The organism is Marinobacterium aestuariivivens (genome assembly GCF_042661465.1).
GTDB classification, from domain to species: Bacteria; Pseudomonadota; Gammaproteobacteria; order Pseudomonadales; family Balneatricaceae; genus Marinobacterium_A; species Marinobacterium_A aestuariivivens.
Genome location: NZ_JBHSWE010000001.1, coordinates 1,401,504 through 1,418,627 on the forward strand (window position 1 = coordinate 1,401,504; position 17,124 = coordinate 1,418,627).

The 17,124-nt window shown below is 63.1% G+C and carries 15 protein-coding genes and 2 pseudogenes; 14 read left to right on the top strand and 3 right to left on the bottom strand.

All coding sequences use genetic code 11. The features are described from left to right. The first annotated feature begins 897 nt into the window (after nucleotides 1-897). The 14 genes and pseudogenes from ACFQDL_RS07365 to ACFQDL_RS07430 all read left to right on the top strand — a co-directional run bounded on the left by ACFQDL_RS07365 (nucleotide 898) and on the right by ACFQDL_RS07430 (nucleotide 12,608). Nucleotides 898-1,818 carry a LuxE/PaaK family acyltransferase gene (locus ACFQDL_RS07365; RefSeq protein WP_379908444.1) on the top strand — a complete coding sequence of 307 codons (921 nt, stop codon included), beginning with the start codon at nucleotides 898-900 and terminating at the stop codon, nucleotides 1,816-1,818. Between the two features lie 32 nt (nucleotides 1,819-1,850). Beyond that, complete coding sequence (locus ACFQDL_RS07370) at nucleotides 1,851-2,084, top strand: hypothetical protein (RefSeq protein WP_379908445.1); 234 nt, start codon at nucleotides 1,851-1,853, stop codon at nucleotides 2,082-2,084. Nucleotides 2,085-2,110: 26 nt separating this feature from the next. After that, a complete protein-coding gene (locus tag ACFQDL_RS07375) occupies nucleotides 2,111-2,491 on the top strand; it encodes an iron-sulfur cluster assembly scaffold protein (RefSeq protein WP_379908446.1) in 381 nt (126 codons plus the stop codon). Then, nucleotides 2,488-3,684, top strand: coding sequence for a cysteine desulfurase family protein (locus tag ACFQDL_RS07380; protein WP_379908447.1), 1,197 nt, complete (start codon nucleotides 2,488-2,490; stop codon nucleotides 3,682-3,684). Before ACFQDL_RS07375 ends, ACFQDL_RS07380 begins: the two co-directional genes overlap by 4 nt. Nucleotides 3,685-3,698: 14 nt before the next feature. Beyond that, nucleotides 3,699-4,511, top strand: a pseudogene (locus tag ACFQDL_RS07385) (AMP-binding protein); the annotation flags it as partial. A 20-nt stretch (nucleotides 4,512-4,531) separates the two neighbouring features. Beyond that, nucleotides 4,532-5,374 carry an AMP-binding protein gene (locus tag ACFQDL_RS07390; RefSeq protein ID WP_379912946.1) on the top strand — a complete coding sequence of 281 codons (843 nt, stop codon included), beginning with the start codon at nucleotides 4,532-4,534 and terminating at the stop codon, nucleotides 5,372-5,374. A gap of 20 nt (nucleotides 5,375-5,394) precedes the next feature. After that, nucleotides 5,395-5,667 (top strand): acyl carrier protein, encoded by a 273-nt coding sequence (locus ACFQDL_RS07395; protein ID WP_379908448.1) that lies wholly within the window; start codon nucleotides 5,395-5,397, stop codon nucleotides 5,665-5,667. Continuing rightward, nucleotides 5,667-6,734, top strand: coding sequence for a flavin-containing monooxygenase (locus ACFQDL_RS07400; protein WP_379908449.1), 1,068 nt, complete (start codon nucleotides 5,667-5,669; stop codon nucleotides 6,732-6,734). The genes ACFQDL_RS07395 and ACFQDL_RS07400 overlap by 1 nt, the downstream gene beginning before the upstream one ends. Then, nucleotides 6,731-7,411: an RND transporter family protein gene (locus ACFQDL_RS07405; protein ID WP_379908450.1), complete on the top strand. Its 681-nt coding sequence runs from the start codon at nucleotides 6,731-6,733 to the stop codon at nucleotides 7,409-7,411. The genes ACFQDL_RS07400 and ACFQDL_RS07405 overlap by 4 nt, the downstream gene beginning before the upstream one ends. 8 nt (nucleotides 7,412-7,419) lie before the next feature. Continuing rightward, nucleotides 7,420-9,078, top strand: a complete 1,659-nt coding sequence (locus ACFQDL_RS07410; protein WP_379908451.1) for an efflux RND transporter permease subunit — start codon at nucleotides 7,420-7,422, stop codon at nucleotides 9,076-9,078. Then, the gene (locus ACFQDL_RS07415) at nucleotides 9,068-9,874 is read left to right on the top strand and encodes an outer membrane lipoprotein-sorting protein (RefSeq protein ID WP_379908452.1); all 807 of its coding nucleotides are present in this window, start codon (nucleotides 9,068-9,070) and stop codon (nucleotides 9,872-9,874) included. Before ACFQDL_RS07410 ends, ACFQDL_RS07415 begins: the two co-directional genes overlap by 11 nt. Before the next feature lie 6 nt (nucleotides 9,875-9,880). Then, nucleotides 9,881-11,062, top strand: a complete 1,182-nt coding sequence (locus ACFQDL_RS07420) for a hypothetical protein (protein WP_379908453.1) — start codon at nucleotides 9,881-9,883, stop codon at nucleotides 11,060-11,062. A gap of 9 nt (nucleotides 11,063-11,071) precedes the next feature. Next, entirely contained in the window at nucleotides 11,072-11,860 is a 789-nt protein-coding gene (locus tag ACFQDL_RS07425) for a 4'-phosphopantetheinyl transferase family protein (RefSeq protein ID WP_379908454.1), read from the top strand. Between the two features lie 64 nt (nucleotides 11,861-11,924). Then, on the top strand, nucleotides 11,925-12,608 hold the full coding sequence (locus ACFQDL_RS07430) for a MaoC family dehydratase (protein ID WP_379908455.1): 684 nt from the start codon (nucleotides 11,925-11,927) through the stop codon (nucleotides 12,606-12,608). A 549-nt stretch (nucleotides 12,609-13,157) separates the two neighbouring features. Here the strand turns inward: ACFQDL_RS07430 and etfB are convergent. From etfB to ACFQDL_RS07445, 3 genes and pseudogenes are all read right to left on the bottom strand, one after another. Continuing rightward, the gene (gene etfB, locus ACFQDL_RS07435) at nucleotides 13,158-13,934 is read right to left on the bottom strand and encodes an electron transfer flavoprotein subunit beta (RefSeq protein ID WP_379912948.1); all 777 of its coding nucleotides are present in this window, start codon (nucleotides 13,932-13,934) and stop codon (nucleotides 13,158-13,160) included. Between the two features lie 38 nt (nucleotides 13,935-13,972). Then, nucleotides 13,973-15,157: an FAD-binding protein gene (locus tag ACFQDL_RS07440; RefSeq protein WP_379908456.1), complete on the bottom strand. Its 1,185-nt coding sequence runs from the start codon at nucleotides 15,155-15,157 to the stop codon at nucleotides 13,973-13,975. Next, nucleotides 15,157-17,101: pseudogene (locus tag ACFQDL_RS07445) on the bottom strand ((Fe-S)-binding protein). The gene ACFQDL_RS07440 and the pseudogene ACFQDL_RS07445 overlap by 1 nt, the downstream one beginning before the upstream one ends. Between the last annotated feature and the right edge of the window lie 23 nt (nucleotides 17,102-17,124).

A 17,124-nucleotide genomic window follows, 5' to 3' on the forward strand; every position in this document is an offset into this window, starting at 1 on the left:
TGGAAGCAACCGGTCGGACAGCCGGACACCGCCTCCTGCTGTCGGCTCACTCCGACGGCCACCGGCGACCGGGAAACCGGGACGACAACGATGGGCGCACATAGCCGGCAAAACCCGTATTATCAGAAGTCAGACCTCACTACCGGAATATCCGACACCCAAACATAACCCATCACAGAATGCCTATTATCTACACAAAATTCACCAGCACCAAAATATTAACCCGGCGGATTAATACATGAAGCAGGGATGCTTCACCATTGGCCGCAGGCCAATGCGAACGCCACCAAAGCCAGCATGTCCGCGCACCTGCGCCCGCTTTTGTGGCGTGACTGACAAAATAGGCAGGGAACCTATTTGTCAGCCAGGTTAATAGTTGAACACAATAGCCATAAAACCTCAAATTTCGGAATTACTGGAAAATATATAGAAACAAAATCCACCGATAAATCATGTTTCAAAATATAAACAAAAGCGCAATCAAACAACTGTTTGACAATTTGACTTCCTTTCGATGAATCAGTATCTTCAAGCAGCTTCATGCCACAGTCATAATAAAGTGTCAGAATCTTTTATGACCGGCGAGCTGTAGCGAAGCATTGCAGGGACAAAAATACCACGGAAGGTAGCACGATGATTGAACGCCCATGCGCCCTTTTTCGGGCCTTTCACAGTGCCGGCAGCAAGACCTCCGCTTGCCTGCCAGGCAGCGCCCAGCCGTCACTCCCCCCGCTCCCCCTGAAGTTGCATCAGGAATTGCTCGATTAATACGTCAGACCTGATGATTCCAGCCGACTCTCAAGGCGGACGCCACCAGGCGTAAAAAATAATAACAACCGGCTTATGAAAAAAGCGAGTAAGCCGCAACCCAACATGACCTTTTAAAAGGAAATTGAAATGTCGACGCTGCTGCATAAAACCCTGAAGGATAACGGACTGGACCCCTTGAAAGTGGCACTATCGTCGGTATCGGAACTTTATGCGATGCCGGATGAAACACTGCTGGATTTCAAATCAGGTCTTATCCGCGAAGCCTTTTCCTTTCACTATGAACGCAACGCCTTTTTCCGTACCGCCTGCGACGACAAGGGCGTGACGCCCGATACGATCCAGTCTCCGGCCGATCTGGTCCGAATTCCGCTGATTCCGATCGAGCTGTTCAAGTCCAACGACAGCCACAAGCTGCTTTCGGTCAGTCTGCGTGACGTCGAACTGGAAATGCGCAGCACCGGTACCTCCGGCATCCCCAGTGTCTCGCGCCGCTGCGCAAACACGGTCGACAATGCAGTGCTGGGGATCTACGCCATGTACCGCGAGTTCCTCAAGATATCCAAGGGCGCCGGTCTCTACCTCTGCCCTTCGACCGAGGAAATTCCGGAAATGGGCATGATCAAGGCGCTCAACATGCTCGCCGGCCTGCTGGATACCCACCGTTTCATGGTCCGTGAGGAGTCGTTCAAGCCCGAAGAGGCGCTGGCGCAGCTCGAGGACTGGAATCAGAAGTTCAGCCGTCACCTGATCGGCCCGCCGTTCCTGATCAACCGTTTCATCAGCTACCTCAAGGCCACCGACACCCGCGTCAAGCTCGACAAGAGCAGTTACATCATCACGCTCGGTGGCTGGAAACGCTTCTCCGGCCAGATGCTGTCGCGCGCGGAGTTCAACCGCGAATGCATGGAGTATCTGGGTGTCGAGGAGAGCCAGATCCGCGATATCTATGCGCTGGTCGAATCCAACGTCATCGCCATCGACGACGAGCACGGCGTCAAGCACGTCTCCCCTTCATCCACTTCTCGGTACGCGACCCGAAACAGCTGAACCGCGAGGTCGCGCCGGGCGAGACCGGCCAGTTGGCGATTCTCGACCCCCTCGCCCGCTCCACGCCAGGCTTCATGCTCACCGAGGATCTGGTACGGCTGCTGCCGGAACCGAGCCGTTCTGGCCGCAGCGGCCAGCGCATGCAGTACGTCATGCGACTGCCCGAGTCGAAGGAATTCGGCTGCTGCGCGGTGAACCTGGACAAGCGCCTGGAAGACCTGGACTCAGAGCAGGCCGCAAGCGGCAGCTGTCCGGTCGTTGCCTGAACGAAGCCAGGAAAAGAGAAGCCAGCATGTACAACGACATCATCATCGACAACTTTTCCGATCCCGCCCACGTCGGCGATATAGACGAGCCCGATTACGAATACGAAATCGGCAACCCGGTCTGCGGGGACCGTATCCGCATCCAGATCAGTGCCCACGGCGGCCAGATCGAACATGCGAAGTTTCGCGCCTGGGGCTGTGCCACCTCGGTGGCGACAGCCAATATCTTCTGTGCCTCGCTCGAGACCCGGCCTCTCGGGCAGCTGGACGATCGTAGCGAAAGCGAGATCGAGGCCATGCTCGGCGAGCTGGAGCCGTCGCAGCACCACTGTGTCGAGATTCTGCAACAGTTGCACCGGCGTCTGATCGGCCTGGTCGGCGGCGACCGTCGGGAGGCAACGGCATGATCGATGCTCATCCGATCGAAGGTTACTTCGACTACAACGCCACCACCCCGGTTTCCGAGGCGGTCGCGAAGGCGATGACCGCCGCGCTGCGGCGCTTCGCCAACCCGTCGGGCCGCACGGTTCCCTCTACCAGCAACCGCGAACTGATGCGCGAGTCCAAGGCCCGGGTCGCCTGCCTGCTGGGCACCGAACCGGAAAAGGTGTTTTTCACATCCGGCGGCTCGGAGGCCAACAACTGGGCGATCAAGGGCAGCTTGCTGAATCACCTGACCTCGCCCGGCCACATCCTGACCACGGCGATCGAGCACCCGTCGGTGCTCGAAACCATCCGCTATTGCGCCCGTCAGTTCGGCTTCGAGGTCACCTGCCTGAAACCGGGAGCGAACGGTGCCGTCAATCCCGATGCCGTCGCCGATGCCATTCGGCCCGATACCTGCTTGATTTCGATGATGTATGCCAACAACGAAACCGGCGTGATCCAGCCGATGGAGCAGGTAGCCCGACTGGCCCGGGCCCGCGGCATTCCGTTTCACGTTGACGCGGTCCAGGCCGTCGGCAAGCGGGCACTGAATGTCGAGACACTGGGGGCCGATTTCGTCTCCTTCTCGGCGCACAAGTTCTACGGTCCCAAGGGAATCGGCGGACTCTATATCCGGGACATCGACAGAATCTCGCCGCTGATCCACGGTGGTGGCCAGGAGATGGCGATGCGCTCTGGCACCGAGAACCTCGTTGCCATCGCCGGGCTCGGCGAGGCCGCCGACGAATGCCGGCGTGAACTCGACAACTGGGACCGGCACAACCTGAACTGCAAGCAGCGACTGATACAGCGGCTGTCCAGTGCCGAAATCGAAACGCGGGTCAACGGGGCCAGCGACTACGACGCCGCCATCTCCAATACCGTCAACCTGTCGATCCCGGGCATCCGTGGCGAGGCGCTGGCGCTGCTGATGGAGAAAAAGGACGGCATCGTGGTGTCGGTCGGCTCCGCCTGCAGCAACAACAAGAGCAGACAGCTGTCCCCAGTGCTGCAGGCGATGGGACTGGCCGATGAGGAGATCCAGAGCGCGATCCGGATCAGTTTCGGCCGCTTCACCCGACTGGACGATATCGATCGTTTCGTCGTGTCCTGGAGCGCCGCGTGGCGCAGCTCAGGGCCATGGATTTCAGCGGATAGGGGACCATCAAGATGAACCAGACTCGCTTCATGGACGTGTTCGAGCGCCATGTGGCCCGGGATGGCAGCCGTATCGCCTGCGTGTTCCAGCCTCAGGGGCCCGACAGCGCGCTATCGCTGAGCTATGGCGATTTGCACCGGCGGGTACAGGGCCGGGCCCGGCTGCTGGTCGAGCGGGGCTACGGCGGACAGCCGCTGGCACTGCTGTATCCCGCCGGACTCGACTTCGTCGTCAACTTCCTCGCCTGCCTGGCCGCCGGCGCCGTGGCGGTGCCGCTGAACCTCAGCCGCAATGCACAGCAGCTCGAACGCACCCTGCGCATCCTCGAGGACGCGAAAACCCGGGCTATCCTCACCACCGCCCGGGCCCGGGAGCAGCTGTGCGAACAGTTGGCGGAGTTGCCGGAAACCCATCTGGACGATCAGACCTGGATCGACGAATACCCGACAGGATCGGCCGAAACCGCGCCGTTGCCGTCTCCCGATCCCGACCAGCTGGCGTTCGTGCAGTACACCTCCGGTTCCACCGGCCAGCCCAAGGGCGTGATGGTAAGCCACGCCAATATCGTCGACAATCAGCTGGCGATTCAGCAGGCCTGTGGCCACCGCGAAGGCCTGATCGCCGGTGGCTGGCTGCCGCAGTTCCACGATATGGGGCTGATCGGACACCTGCTGCAGCCACTGTTCCTCGGCGGCACCTATGTCTTCATGCCGCCGATGAACTTCGTCCAGCGCCCGCGCCGCTGGCTGGAGTTGATCTCGCAATACCGCATCCAGAGCTCCGCCGCACCCAATTTCGGCTACGAGCACTGCGTCAAGTTCATCAGCGATCGCGAGGACCTGTCGGGACTGGATCTCAGCTGCTGGACGGTGGCGTTGAACGGCTCGGAACCTGTCAGCGCCGACACCATGCAGGCCTTCTCCGACCGTTTCGGCCCCTGGGTTTCGACCCCGCCGCTTTTTTCCCCTGCTACGGTATGGCGGAAACCACGCTGTTCGTATCCGGAGGACCGGTGGGCAGCGGCGTTCAGACCCTGACCTTCGCCCCCGCGGCATTCGACAGTGGTCAACTGCAGCCGGCCGACGAGGGACGCCGGGTGGTCAACTGCGGCCATATCACGCCGCGGCTGGAGGTACGCATCGTCGACCCGGCCAGCGGCCGCCTCGCCGGCGCCGAGCGCATCGGTGAGATCTGGGTCAGCGGCGCCTCGGTTGCCCGGGGCTACCTCAACAACCCGCAGAGCAACGACGAGCCGTTCGGCGCCCGGCTGTTGCCGGACGACGGCCGCCGCTACTTCAGGACCGGTGATATGGGTTTCGTCCGCGACCGTATGCTGTACGTCACCGGACGCATCAAGGAGATGCTGATCCTGCGGGGCCGCAACCTCTACCCCTACGATATCGAGCGCTCCTGCAGCAGCCACCCGGACGCGGCCGGCAACAACGGCGCCTCGGTCTTTACCGTCGAGCTGAACGGCGAAACCCGCCTGGCAGCCATCGTCGAAATCCGGCGCAACGCCTTTCTCAACCGCGACCATGCCGAACTGCGACAGGAACTGCGCGAGGCGGTGATGTCGGCGCATGATGTCGGCCTGGACCGACTGCTGCTGGTGAAGCCCGGCGGCATTCCGAAAACCACCAGCGGCAAGGTGCGACGTACCGCCTGCCGTGAACTGATCGCCGCCGAACAGGCGCTGCCCGCCTGACCAGACGAGAGGAAATCGAGATGACGGCTGAATTCTGCACAAAAAATCTGGTGGAACAGATCGCCAGCTTTATCGCGGCCAAGACCCCCGAGTTCTCCATCGACGAGCACAGGGACACCTCCTTCTCGAGCCTGGGGCTGGACTCGGCGGACCATGTCCGCCTGTCGACCCTGGTGGAGGATAGCCTGAGCGTCGAGGTCGACCCGACGCTGGCCTTCGACTACCCGACCATCAACGCCCTGGTCGCCTACCTGGAGCAGCATTTCGGCGACACCGCCGGGGAGGCCGGCTGATGGCACACTACGACTGCATCGTGATCGGCGGCGGCCAGTTCGGCCTTCACACCGCGCGCCGGCTGCAACAGGCGGGGCTCGACTACCTGCTGCTGGAACGGGACGGCATCGGCGACGTCTGGCGCAACCGGCTCGCAGGCATGCAGCTGTTCACCTCGCGCCAGTTCTGCGCCCTGCCCGAGCTGCCGTTCCCCGGAGATCCCGAGGGCTTTCCGACGACGCTGGAAATGGCCGACTACCTGACCCGCTACGCCAAGCACTTCGATCTCCGGATCCGCGAGCGCACCGGGGTCGCACGTCTCGAGCGGCTCCCGGCCGGCAGCTTCCGGCTCGTCCTTACCGATGGCACCTCGCTGCACGCCAGCACCGTGGTCAACGCCACCGGCGCCAACCAGGTGCCGCAGGTGCCGGCGTTCAGCGCTCAGCTCGCCGCGGACGTGCAGCAACTCGACAGCAACCTCGGCTCCACCGACGTCGTCCCCGACGGCAACACCGTGGCGGTCGTCGGCGACGGCGCCAGCGGTCGCCAGATCGCGGACCGCCTTGCCGGGCGTTGCAGCGTCCTGCTGGCCACCGGCGCCCGCCGCGGCCTGCCCCCCAACCGGGTGCTCGGGCGGGACATCTTCTGGTGGCTCGACCGGCTGCGCATCCTCTATGCCGACAAGCACAGCCCGGTGGCGAGAATCCTGAAAAAGCGCAACCCGGTTCCCTGCGGTGATTACAGTAATCGCCGGCTGCAGGCCCGGGGCGTCGAGGTGCTCGGCCGGGCTCTGGAGTGCTCCGGCCACCGCATCCGCTTCGACGCCGCAGGCTGGCGCAACGTCGATACAGTGATCTGGGCAACCGGCTACCGCGATCGCACCGACTGGCTGAAGCTGCCCCACTGCATCGATGGCGATAGCTTCGTCGAGGACTACGGCAAGACCCCGGAACCCGGACTCTTCGTAGTCGGACGCAAATGGCTGAGCTGTCGCGCGTCGGAGCTGGTGATGGGCGTCGAGGCCGACGTGGAGCGGGTGATGGTGCCGCTGCGGACCTTTTTATCGGCAAAGGAAGAAGCACTTTGAACAGAGGCGCAAAGACCGACTGGATCATCCGCTCCGGCGCCAGTCGCTGGCTGCTGGCTCTGATGCTGCTACTGACGCTGGCGTCGGCGGCCGGGTTGACACGGATGGGACTGGCCAGCGACTACCGCATTTTCTTCGATGACGACGACCGCGACCTGCTGCGTCTGGAGCAGATGCAGGACACCTACAGCACCACCGACAACGTCTTCATCATGATCGAGCCGGCAGATGAGAGCGTCTACAACGCACGCACCCTCGGCCTGGTGCACGGGCTGACGCAGGCGTTGTGGCGCCTGCCCCACACCTCCCGCGTCGACTCGCTGACCAACTACCCCTACAGCTCGGCCGACGGCGACGACATCCTGATCGAGGAGTTCGTCTACGAACCCGACGAGATAACCCGGCAACGGATCGCCTATATCGAGGCCGCCGCCAGCCAGGAGCGGGACCTGGTCGGCAGTCTGGTCAGTGCAGACGGCCGCTACACCGCGATCAACGTCACCCTCCGGTTGCCGGGACTCGACAACAAGGCCGAAGTGCTGGCCGTCACCGGCGGCGTCGATGAGCTGCTGCGGTCATTCGAGGCGGACTATCCCGGCTACCGCTTCTCGGTCACCGGCGTAGTGGAAATGAACGGCGCCTTCTTCCGGCAGCGAAAAAGGACTTCGTCACGCTGATTCCGCTGATGATCCTGTTCGTGCTGATCAGCGCCGGCCTGATCCTCGGGTCGCCGGCCGCCGGCGGCGCCATCCTGGCGATCGTGGTGCTGGCCCTGCTCGGCTCCCTGGGCCTCGCGGGCTGGCTCGGCATCCAGCTATCGGCACCGTCGGTGTCGGCACCGATCATCATGTTCACCGTGATCGTCGCGTCGGCCATCCACATCCTCAGCTATATTCAGCGCCAGGTCCGCGCCGGCGCTCCCCGCGAGGAGGCGGTACTGCAGTCCTACCGGCGCAATCTCAAGCCCATCGCGGTGAGCCATATCACGACCATCATCGGCTTCCTGGCGATGAATTTCAGCGACTCGCCGCCGTTCCGCGATCTCGGCAATATCGTCGCGCTCGGGGTGCTGTTTTCGCTGCTGCTGTCGCTGACGGTGCTGCCGCAACTGCTGCTTCGGATCCGCATTTCGTCACGGCCCACCAGCGCCAACCGGCTGCTCGAACGCATGACGCCGCTGTCGGACTGGGTGATCGCGCGCCGGCAGCCGATCCTGTGGCTGATGTTTCCGCTGTCACTGGGTATCGCGGCGCTCAGCCCGTTGAACCAGCTCAACGACGACCTGATCCGCTACTTCGACGAGTCGCAGGCGTTTCGTACCGACGCCGAGCGTATCGACGAGCACTTTTCCGGCATTTACACCATCGACTATTCGCTGTCGAGCGGGCAGCAGAACGGCATGTTTCAGCCGGCGTTTCTGCAGTTCCTGGACAACTTCGAGGCCTGGCTGCTGCAACAGCCCGAGGTGGTCACGACCGCCAGCCCGCTGCACCGGATCAAGGACCTCAACAGGCTGATGAACGGCGACGACGCGGCCTTTTACCGGCTGCCCGGCGATGCCACCGTCGCGGCGCAGCAGTTCCTGCTGTACGAGATGTCGCTGCCGTTCGGACGCGACGTGACCCACCAGGTCAGCTTTGACAAGTCGTCGGCGAAGCTGACCGCACGGCTGAAAAACCAGAGCTCCGTGGGGCTGATCGCGTTCGAGGAGCGGGCCGAACAGTGGCTGCGACAGCACCGGCCGCAGACCATCGAGGTTTATCACAGCAGCCCAGCGGCCATCTTCTCGCATATCGGCCAGTCCAACATCGTCAGCCTGCTCGAGGGCGCCTCGCTGGCGTTCCTGGTGATTTCGCTGACGCTGATGCTGCTGTTCCGTTCACCCCGCATCGGCCTGCTGAGCCTGATTCCGAACCTGTTGCCGATCGCCGCCGCCTTCGGTTTCTGGTCTCTCGTCAACGGCCAGATATCGATGGGACTGGCCGGCGTGTCGGCCATGGCGATCGGCATCATCGTCGACGACACGGTGCACTTCCTCTACCAGTACGTCGATGGCCTTAAACGGGGCCTCAGCCCCGAAGACAGCGTACGCGAGACTTTCGGCAAGACCATGGGCGGCATCCTGATCAGCTCGTTGTTGCTGGTCGTCGGCTTCCTGCTGCTGTCGACCTCCGCCTTCGAGAAAAACGCCCAGATGGGCATGCTCACCAGTATCACCATCGTGCTGGCACTGCTGTTCGATCTGATACTGCTGCCGGCGCTGGTACTGACCGGCATACGCCGCGTGCCGGCGGCGACGACCCGGCACTTCCGCACCGACAAGGAGTTCAACAATGCGAACTGACCCCCACTCCCTGTTCCCGGCGACGCTACTGCTGTGCAGCCTGCTGAGCCTGCCGGCTCAGGCTACCGAAAACGACACGGCCAAGGGGCGAGAGGTCGCGGTGGCTGTGGAGAACCGCGACCTCGGCTACGCTGACACCGTCGCCGAGTTGACGATGATTCTGCGCAACAAAAATGGCGACGAGACCCGGCGCGAGCTCGAGATCAGCATGCTCGAGAACCGCGACGGAGGCGACAAGTCGCTGATACGGTTCGATTTCCCCGCCGATATCCGGGGCACGGCTCTGCTCACGCACCCTCAGCCGGAGGATGCCGACGAGCAGTGGTTGTATCTGCCGGCCTACGCGCGTATCAAGCGCATCTCGTCGCGGAACAAAAGTGGCGCCTTCGTCGGCAGCGAATTCTCGTTCGAAGACCTGGCCGACAAGGAGGTTGACGACTTCAGCTACCTCTATATCGGTACCGAAGCCTGCGGCGACAGTGCCGGGACGTTTCCGTGCGATGTCATCGACCGCACTCCCGAGGACCGGCACTCCGCCTACAGCCGGCAGCGGGTCTGGGTCGACCGGGAGGCCCGACGCATCTTCCGCATCGACTACTACGACCGCAAGGACACACTGCTCAAGACCTTTGCCGCGCGTAATTTCCGGCTCTACGACGAGCGCTACTGGCGGCCGCTGGAAGTGGCGATGCGCAACCTGCAGACAGGCAACGAAACGATCCTGAGCTACCGCAGCATCGACTTCGGCAACGGTCTTGCCGATTCCGACTTCCATCGCAACACCCTGCGGGACTGAGTCGCGATGGCGTCATTCGATTCCCGGGCGCTGCTGAGTCTGTGGCTGCTGGGCGCGCAGGCCCTGGCCAACGGCGTCGTCGACAGCAGCTCGGTGGATATCGCCGCAACCGCCCGCGCCTTTGCGCACGAGGCGCCAGCGGCGATCGGCGAAAGCGATCGCTTTGCGCCGGGATTTCAGGCGGAGGCGGACGTCAGCGGCGATCTCGGCGGCACCGCTTACAAGCTGCGGCTGTTCGGCAACTGGGATGCACAGGACGAAGAGCGACGCTACGCCGATATCCGCCAGGCCAGCCTGCACTGGCGCCGGGACGGACTGTCGCTGGGTCTCGGCGTCGGCACCTTTTTCTGGGGCGTCTCCGAGACCCTCAACATCGTCAACGTGCTCAACCAGTCGGACCTGCGCCAGGCCGTCGACGGCAAGGACAAACTGGGCCAGAGCTTCGCCTCCGTCGGCCTTCGGCTCGGCAGCGGCGAATTGTCGCTGTACTACCTGCCGACCTTTCGCGAGCGCGAATTTCCGCAGCGCCCGTCGTTCGGGCTGCCGGTCTCGGACAGCGCCAGGTTCGAGACCTCCGCCAAGGGCGGCGATATTGCGCTGCGCGGCCTGTTTTACGTCGGCGACCTCGAAGCCGGGCTTGGCTACTTCAACGGCATCCGCCGGGCACCGCTATTGATCCGGGACAGTCCGGTGGACACCGAGCTTAAGCCTTTCTACATCGAGACCGAAAATCTGCTGCTGGATGCGCTCTACCTGGTCGGCGATACGATCCTGAAGCTGGAGGCCAAAACCGGCCGCGAACTGGACCAGGGCTTCTTCGCCGCCAACCTCGGTATCGAATATCCCGTCTATGCGCTCCCGGACGCGGTGCAGGACCTGTCGCTGATCGCCGAATACCTGATGGACGACCGGGACGAGCAGGCCGAAACGCTGGGGCAGAACGATCTCTTTGTCGGCCTCAAGACCACCTTTGGCGATATCGGCAGCAGCCAGTTCCGCGGCGTCATCAGTTACGACTTCGAAAGCGGTGCCAACTATGCGGATCTGAGCCTGAAGCACCGCCTCAACGACTGGTTCCGCATCGAGACCCGGGCGCTGCTGTTCCTCAATGCCGGTCCCGGGGATACCGCGCTGTACCCGGTCCGTGACGAGGATTTCATCGAACTGAAGTTGCACTATTCGTTTTGAGGCGGTCTGATGGATCCCCGGAATCGCGACAATATCAGCATCTGGTTCGCCAACACCGGGCAATTCGCATCGCTGCTGGCGCGACGACCTGCTGCGGTGTTCGCCTGCATCAGCAGGGCGGAACGCGCGCGCTACGAAGCGACGGTCAGCCGGCGGGCCCGGCTGCAGTTTCTGCTCGGGCGCTATCTGCTGCGCCATGCCCTCTGTGCTCAATCCGGCAATACCCGCCTGCCGGCCCACTGGAAGATCATCGCCGACCGCCATGGCAAGCCGGGCCTGTGTCGCCGCACCACTGGAACGATGGCCTTCAATATCGCTCACAGCGGCGACCTGGTCGCCGTCGCGTTCGCGCAGGGCCTGGAGCCGGGCCTCGATATCGAGCCCATCGCCGCGTCGGGGCGCTTCAGCGCCAGGCAGTTGCTGAGCGACGCCCAGCACCGGCATCTGACCGGGTTCGCGCGGGCGCGCCGGGAGGCGCTGCTGGCGCAGGTCTGGTGTATCAAGGAGGCCGCCGCCAAGGCCTACGGCCTCGGCCTGCGACTGCCCTTTCGCACGCTTGATTTCGCACTGGCGTCGCTCGATGACCGGAGCCTGTCAGTCTGGCAGGAGGGCAGCAGAGACGGACATGACGGCTTCCGGTTTCGCCTGCTCGAACTCGGGGAGCGCTACCGCCTGTGCCTGGCCTACGTGTCATCAGGGCAACATCCTGTCGCGTCCCCCGGGGTTTCGCTGTACGCTTTTACGCCGCCGGATACGACAGGGCCCGGCCTGGGTGCTGCATTGGCGACACAGCTGTGATATTCAGGCCTATCAAGATTATCGGGGCCGATAGACCGCAGCCTCACCACGACAGGAACGGATGATGGACGTTTTCGAATACATCAAAGAGAAAGAAAGGTCATTCAGGACCCGTCTCAACAGCCTTGATATCAAAAACACATCCGACGCGCATTTGCGACAGCTGTCCTACTTCATCAGCCACTCGCTGAACAACACCCTGAACAACTCCTGGGTTTCGAGAATCCATCTGTTTTTCGACCCCGCCAGCGAAGATCGGGATCTGCAAGGCGTCAAGAACCTGAAGGTGATCGAGTTCTACCGCGACTGGCAGGAGAGTATCGGCAAGGAGGTGTTCGCCGGTGAGTGGATGACCATCGACCAGCCCCGGATCGATCGCTTCGCCGAGGTGACCGGGGACCGTCAGTGGATTCATACCGACCCCGAGCGGGCCCGCAGCGAATCACCGTTCGGCGGCACCATCGCCCACGGTTTCCTGATCCTGTCACTGCTTCCGGAACTCACCGATACGGTCAACCCGGAAAGGCCGCCCTACCCGGAAGCCCGCATGGTCGTCAATTGCGGCCTCGACCAGGTGCGCTTTCCGCATCCGGTGAAGAGCGGCAGCCGCATTCGCGCCCGCACCACGCTGAAATCCCTGGCGCCCTCGAAACGCAGTGTCGAAATGGTCAACCAGATCAAGGTCGAGGTCGAAGGCTCCGGTCGCATCGTCTGCGTCGCCGACACTGTTTTGAAGCTGTATTTTTGAGTGACGTGTTAGGCGTCACCTGTAACGCGTAACGCGTCACCAAATAAACCCTACTCCTGTACATCCATGTACAAAAAAACCGGGCATTGAGCCCGGTAAAAGAAGCCGTGATGGGGAGGTATGAATCCGTCTGAAAGATCATACCCAAAGACAAGACTGCCAGGATTCGGGTAACCACGCGGTTTCTAGCAAACCCGCAGTTTCAGACACCTTTCGTTATCGGAAAGGCCGGCAGACATCAACGCTTCGGGAGATTGCGGAAAACGGTGCTGATCTCCGGTCTGGACACCCTGTGCGTCGAATGCAGGTGTAGAATACCCCGCCGCCCTTACCTCGAATTGCTTGTATTCGTCGCCCGGTATTCTTTTTACGACAGGGCGGATACTCGTTGTAAAAAATGGCGAATCTACGGCAGGCAATGACCCCGTAGGGTGCCGGTGAATGAAATGAACCGCACCATTGCCCAAACGCCCCGAAAAAAGAGCCAGGGCGCAAACCCTGGCTCTTCTGTCTTGTCACGCGTAACCCGTCATGCGCCACCTGCCACCTTTACCGCAGCACGCCCTCTTCGAGCAGCAGATCGAAGATCGCCTGAGCCTGCTCGCGCGGCGGCTGATCCTTGATCACGCGACCGCCGTCGCCCTGGGACTTGGCCGTGGCCGCCTTGAAACGCTCGGCCGCGGTCTTGGCCTTGACCACCTTGAGACGCTTGGGCCGCTTGCGTGCCGGCGCTTCCTCGAAGGATGCGCGCACCTCGTCTGCGGTCTCCACCCAGGGCAGATTTTCGAGCTCGGCGCGCCGGCCCGGACCGTAGGCGCTCTGGCGCGGTTCCGCGGCGGCATTGTCGACGCTGGCAACGAACGGCAACCGTACCTTGATCGCTCGACGCTGGCCGCGCGGCAGCGCCTGCAGGATCTCGGCTTCGCCGTTTTCGATCCTGGCGATATCGGCAATGCGCGTGACCAGCGGCCAGCCGAGCTTCTCGGCCAGCAGATAGGGCGTCATGCCGGACGATTCCCCGCTTTCGGCGCGAACGCCGGTCAGCACGATATCCGGCTGATGTTCGCTGAGGTAGTCACCCAGCGCGAGCGAGGCATCGGCGCTGGCCGACTGCTGCAGCACACGCATCTGCTTCAGCCCCATACCGGCATAGCTGCGAAGGGATTCCTCGGCGACGTCGCCGGCGTGCAGCACCTGCACTTTTTCGCCGCACAGACGCAGGCCCAGCTCGACAGCGCGGGCGTCCTGTTCGGCGCGGCGGGCGCGACCGGACTTCGGATGCTGGCCCACCGAGACCAGTGCGACAATCTTGAAATCAGGCTGCATTTTCGGCTCCCCCTGACGGTAATCGCGGGCCATCTCGATCAGCTGCGCCAGCACCTGCTGGCTGTCACCGATGATACTGAGGTCCGCGCGCTTGACCATATCGCAACCGGCATCGGTGTTGATCGCCACGACCTTGTCGCACTCCCCGATACCCTGCAGGTGCTGGACGGCACCGGAGATACCGACGGCAACGTAAACCCGGGCGGTAACCCGGTGCCGGTGGCACCGACCTGACGGAAACGCGGCATGAAACCGTCGTCCACCGCCACGCGGCTGGCACCCTCGGTGGCGCCGAGCAGCTCGGCCGCCTGATGGAACTGGTCCCAGTCGCGGATACCGTTGCCCGCCGACAGGATGAATTCCGCCTCGGCCAGCGATACCGAATTTGGATCGACAGCCACCTGCCCGCAATCCTTGATGCGGGCGAGGATGCGTGGCGCCTGCTCCAGCTCGACGGCCAGCGCTTCGTGGCGGGTTTCGTCGATCTGATCGGCACACTCCTCGGCCAGCAGCAGCAGGCGCGGCGTGGCCCGGGTGATATCCTGGAGCCCACCGCTGCCACGGCAGACGCTGCGCTCGGTATCGACCTGCCAGGCCTGGGTAGCCGGACGCTCGCCCAGGCGGGCCGCCAGACGGCAGCCCAGTTCGTTGCCGCCGTTGATGCTGTCCGGGAACAGCCAGTAACGCGGCTTGAACTGCCTGTCGACCTCGACCAGTGCAGCCATGCGCTGCTCAGGACAGTAGCCTTCGAAGTCCTGGTCGCCCAGATGCAGCAGGCGGTCGACGCCTGCCTTGCCGAAGCTCTCTTCCTTGTGCTCGCCGAAGACCACGGCCAGTACGGCACCGTTACCGTCGCAGCCTTTCACCAGCTTGTGCGCCTGGCCCAGCACGTCCTTGTCGTGACCGGTCAGGCGTCCGCCGACCATATCGAGCACCGCCACGACATAAAAGTCGGGGTTCTCGACAGCATGCAGCGGCAGCTCCACCTGCTGAGCGCTCTTGGCTCCGCGACGGATGCCGACGGCGGCGCTGTTGCCGCCCATACGGTCGATGCGCTTGATGCCGTTGGGGCCGATGAAACCGACGACGTGGGGATTCTTGCGAATCAGCCCGGACGGACCGCGGGTTTCGGCGACGGGCGCCACCATCTCGGCGTGCAGCGGATGCAGGCGGTTGCGTGCGATCCACTCGACGCGAGGATCTCTGCGGATAATATCGCTCATCAGGCTACCTCCACGGCCAGTTCGTCACGGCGCCGAGTCCCGGCCGACGGGTTGTCGTCGGCTTCGACCAGCACAGCCGCCGCCAGCTCGGCAATGTCCTTGACCTCGGGGCGCGGCTCGACAACACCTTCAAGCATCGCGGTACATTGCTGACAGCCCACGGCGACCAGCTCGGCGCCGGTGGCGCGGGCATCTTCCATGCGCATGTCGGCGATACGGCGCTCGCCCGGGATATCGGTGATCGGCGCGCCGCCACCACCGCCGCAACAGCGGGAACGGAAGCCCGAACGCTCCATCTCGGCCAGCTGAATGCCCATGGCCGCCAGCAGCTCGCGCGGCGAATCGTATTCACCATTGTAGCGGCCCAGATAGCAGGGGTCGTGATAGGTCACGGTACCGCCCTTGTGGGCTCCGACCCGAATGCGACCCTCTTTCACCAGCTCATTGATAAAGGTGGTGTGGTGCAGCACCTCGTAATCCCCGCCGAAGTCCTTGTACTCGTTTTTCAGCACATGGAAGGCGTGGGGATCGGTGGTGACGATGCGCTTGAAGCGGTACTTGTTCATGACCGCGATGTTGCGCTTGGCCAGGCTCTGGAAAGTGGCGTCATCGCCCAGACGACGGGCCACGTCGCCGGAGTCGCGCTCCTCGTCACCCAGCACCGCGAAGTCGACGTTCGCCGCCTTCATCAGCTTGACGAAGGCCCGCAGGATGCGCTGGCTGCGCATGTCGAAGGCGCCGTCGGAGACCCAGAACAGGACCTCGGCCTCTTTCACCTCGGACATGACCTTGAGGTTCTGGTCGGCGGCCCAGTTCATGCGGCTGTCCGGCGCGAACCCGCTGGGGTTGTCGGTGGCGATCAGGTTGTCCAGCACCTCGGCACCCTTGCCCGGTGTATTGCCTTTTTCCAGCGTCAGGAAGCGGCGCATGTCGACAATGGCATCGACGTGCTCGATCATCATCGGACACTCTTCGACGCAGGCGCGACAGGTGGTGCAGGACCAGAGCGTATCGGGGCTCACCAGGCCTTCGGTGATGGTCGAGTCCGGGCCGCCCTGGCGTTGCCCAGTTCGATACCCGGATAGGGGCTGCCGGCGAACTTGGCGTCGGTGCCGCCCGCCAGGCCGATGACCATATCCTGGATCAGTTTTTTCGGGTTCAGCGGCTGACCGGCGGCAAAGGCCGGGCACATCGCTTCGCACTTGCCGCACTGGACGCAGGCATCGAAGCCCAGCAGCTGGTTCCATTTGAAATCGGTCGGCTTCTGCACGCCCAGAACCGGCGCTTCCAGATCGACCGGCTTCAGACCGGTGGAGCGGCCGCCACCGAAACGCTCGGGACGGCGGTGGAATGCCAGTGCAGCGCGCCGGCGAAGGCGTGCTTCATCGGGCCGCCCCAGGTCATGCCGAAGACCATCTCGCCGAGACCCCAGACGACACCGGCGGCCAGGATCAGGGCCAGCAGCCAGCCACCGAAGCCTTCCGGCAGAATGCCGGCGGCCGGCAGCGTCACCAGGAAGAAGGTGGCCGAGAAGACCAGCAGGCTCTTCGGCAGGCGCATCCAGGGGCCTTTCGACAGCCGCGACGGCGGGTTCTGACGGCGCCGGTAGACGAAAATGGCACCGGTGAACATCAGCACGGAGGCGCCCAGCAGCGCCCAGGCCAGCAACTTGCTTTCGATGCCGAACAGGTGCACCAGCAGGATCAGTGCCAGCGACAGCACGAAGCCGCCCGCCGTTGCCACATGGGTATTGGACATGTACTTGTCGCGTTCGACCACATGGTGCAGATCCACCAGGTAGCGGCGCGGCATTGCAATCAGTCCGCCGATGACGCTCACCGGCGAAGCCTGGCCGGCGCGCCACAGGCTGACGCGACGGATAGCCCCGACCAGCGCCAGCGCCAGCACGGACAGAAGCAGAACGGGAAGTAACCAGTCGAGGATCATGGTTTGCCCTCTCAAAAACG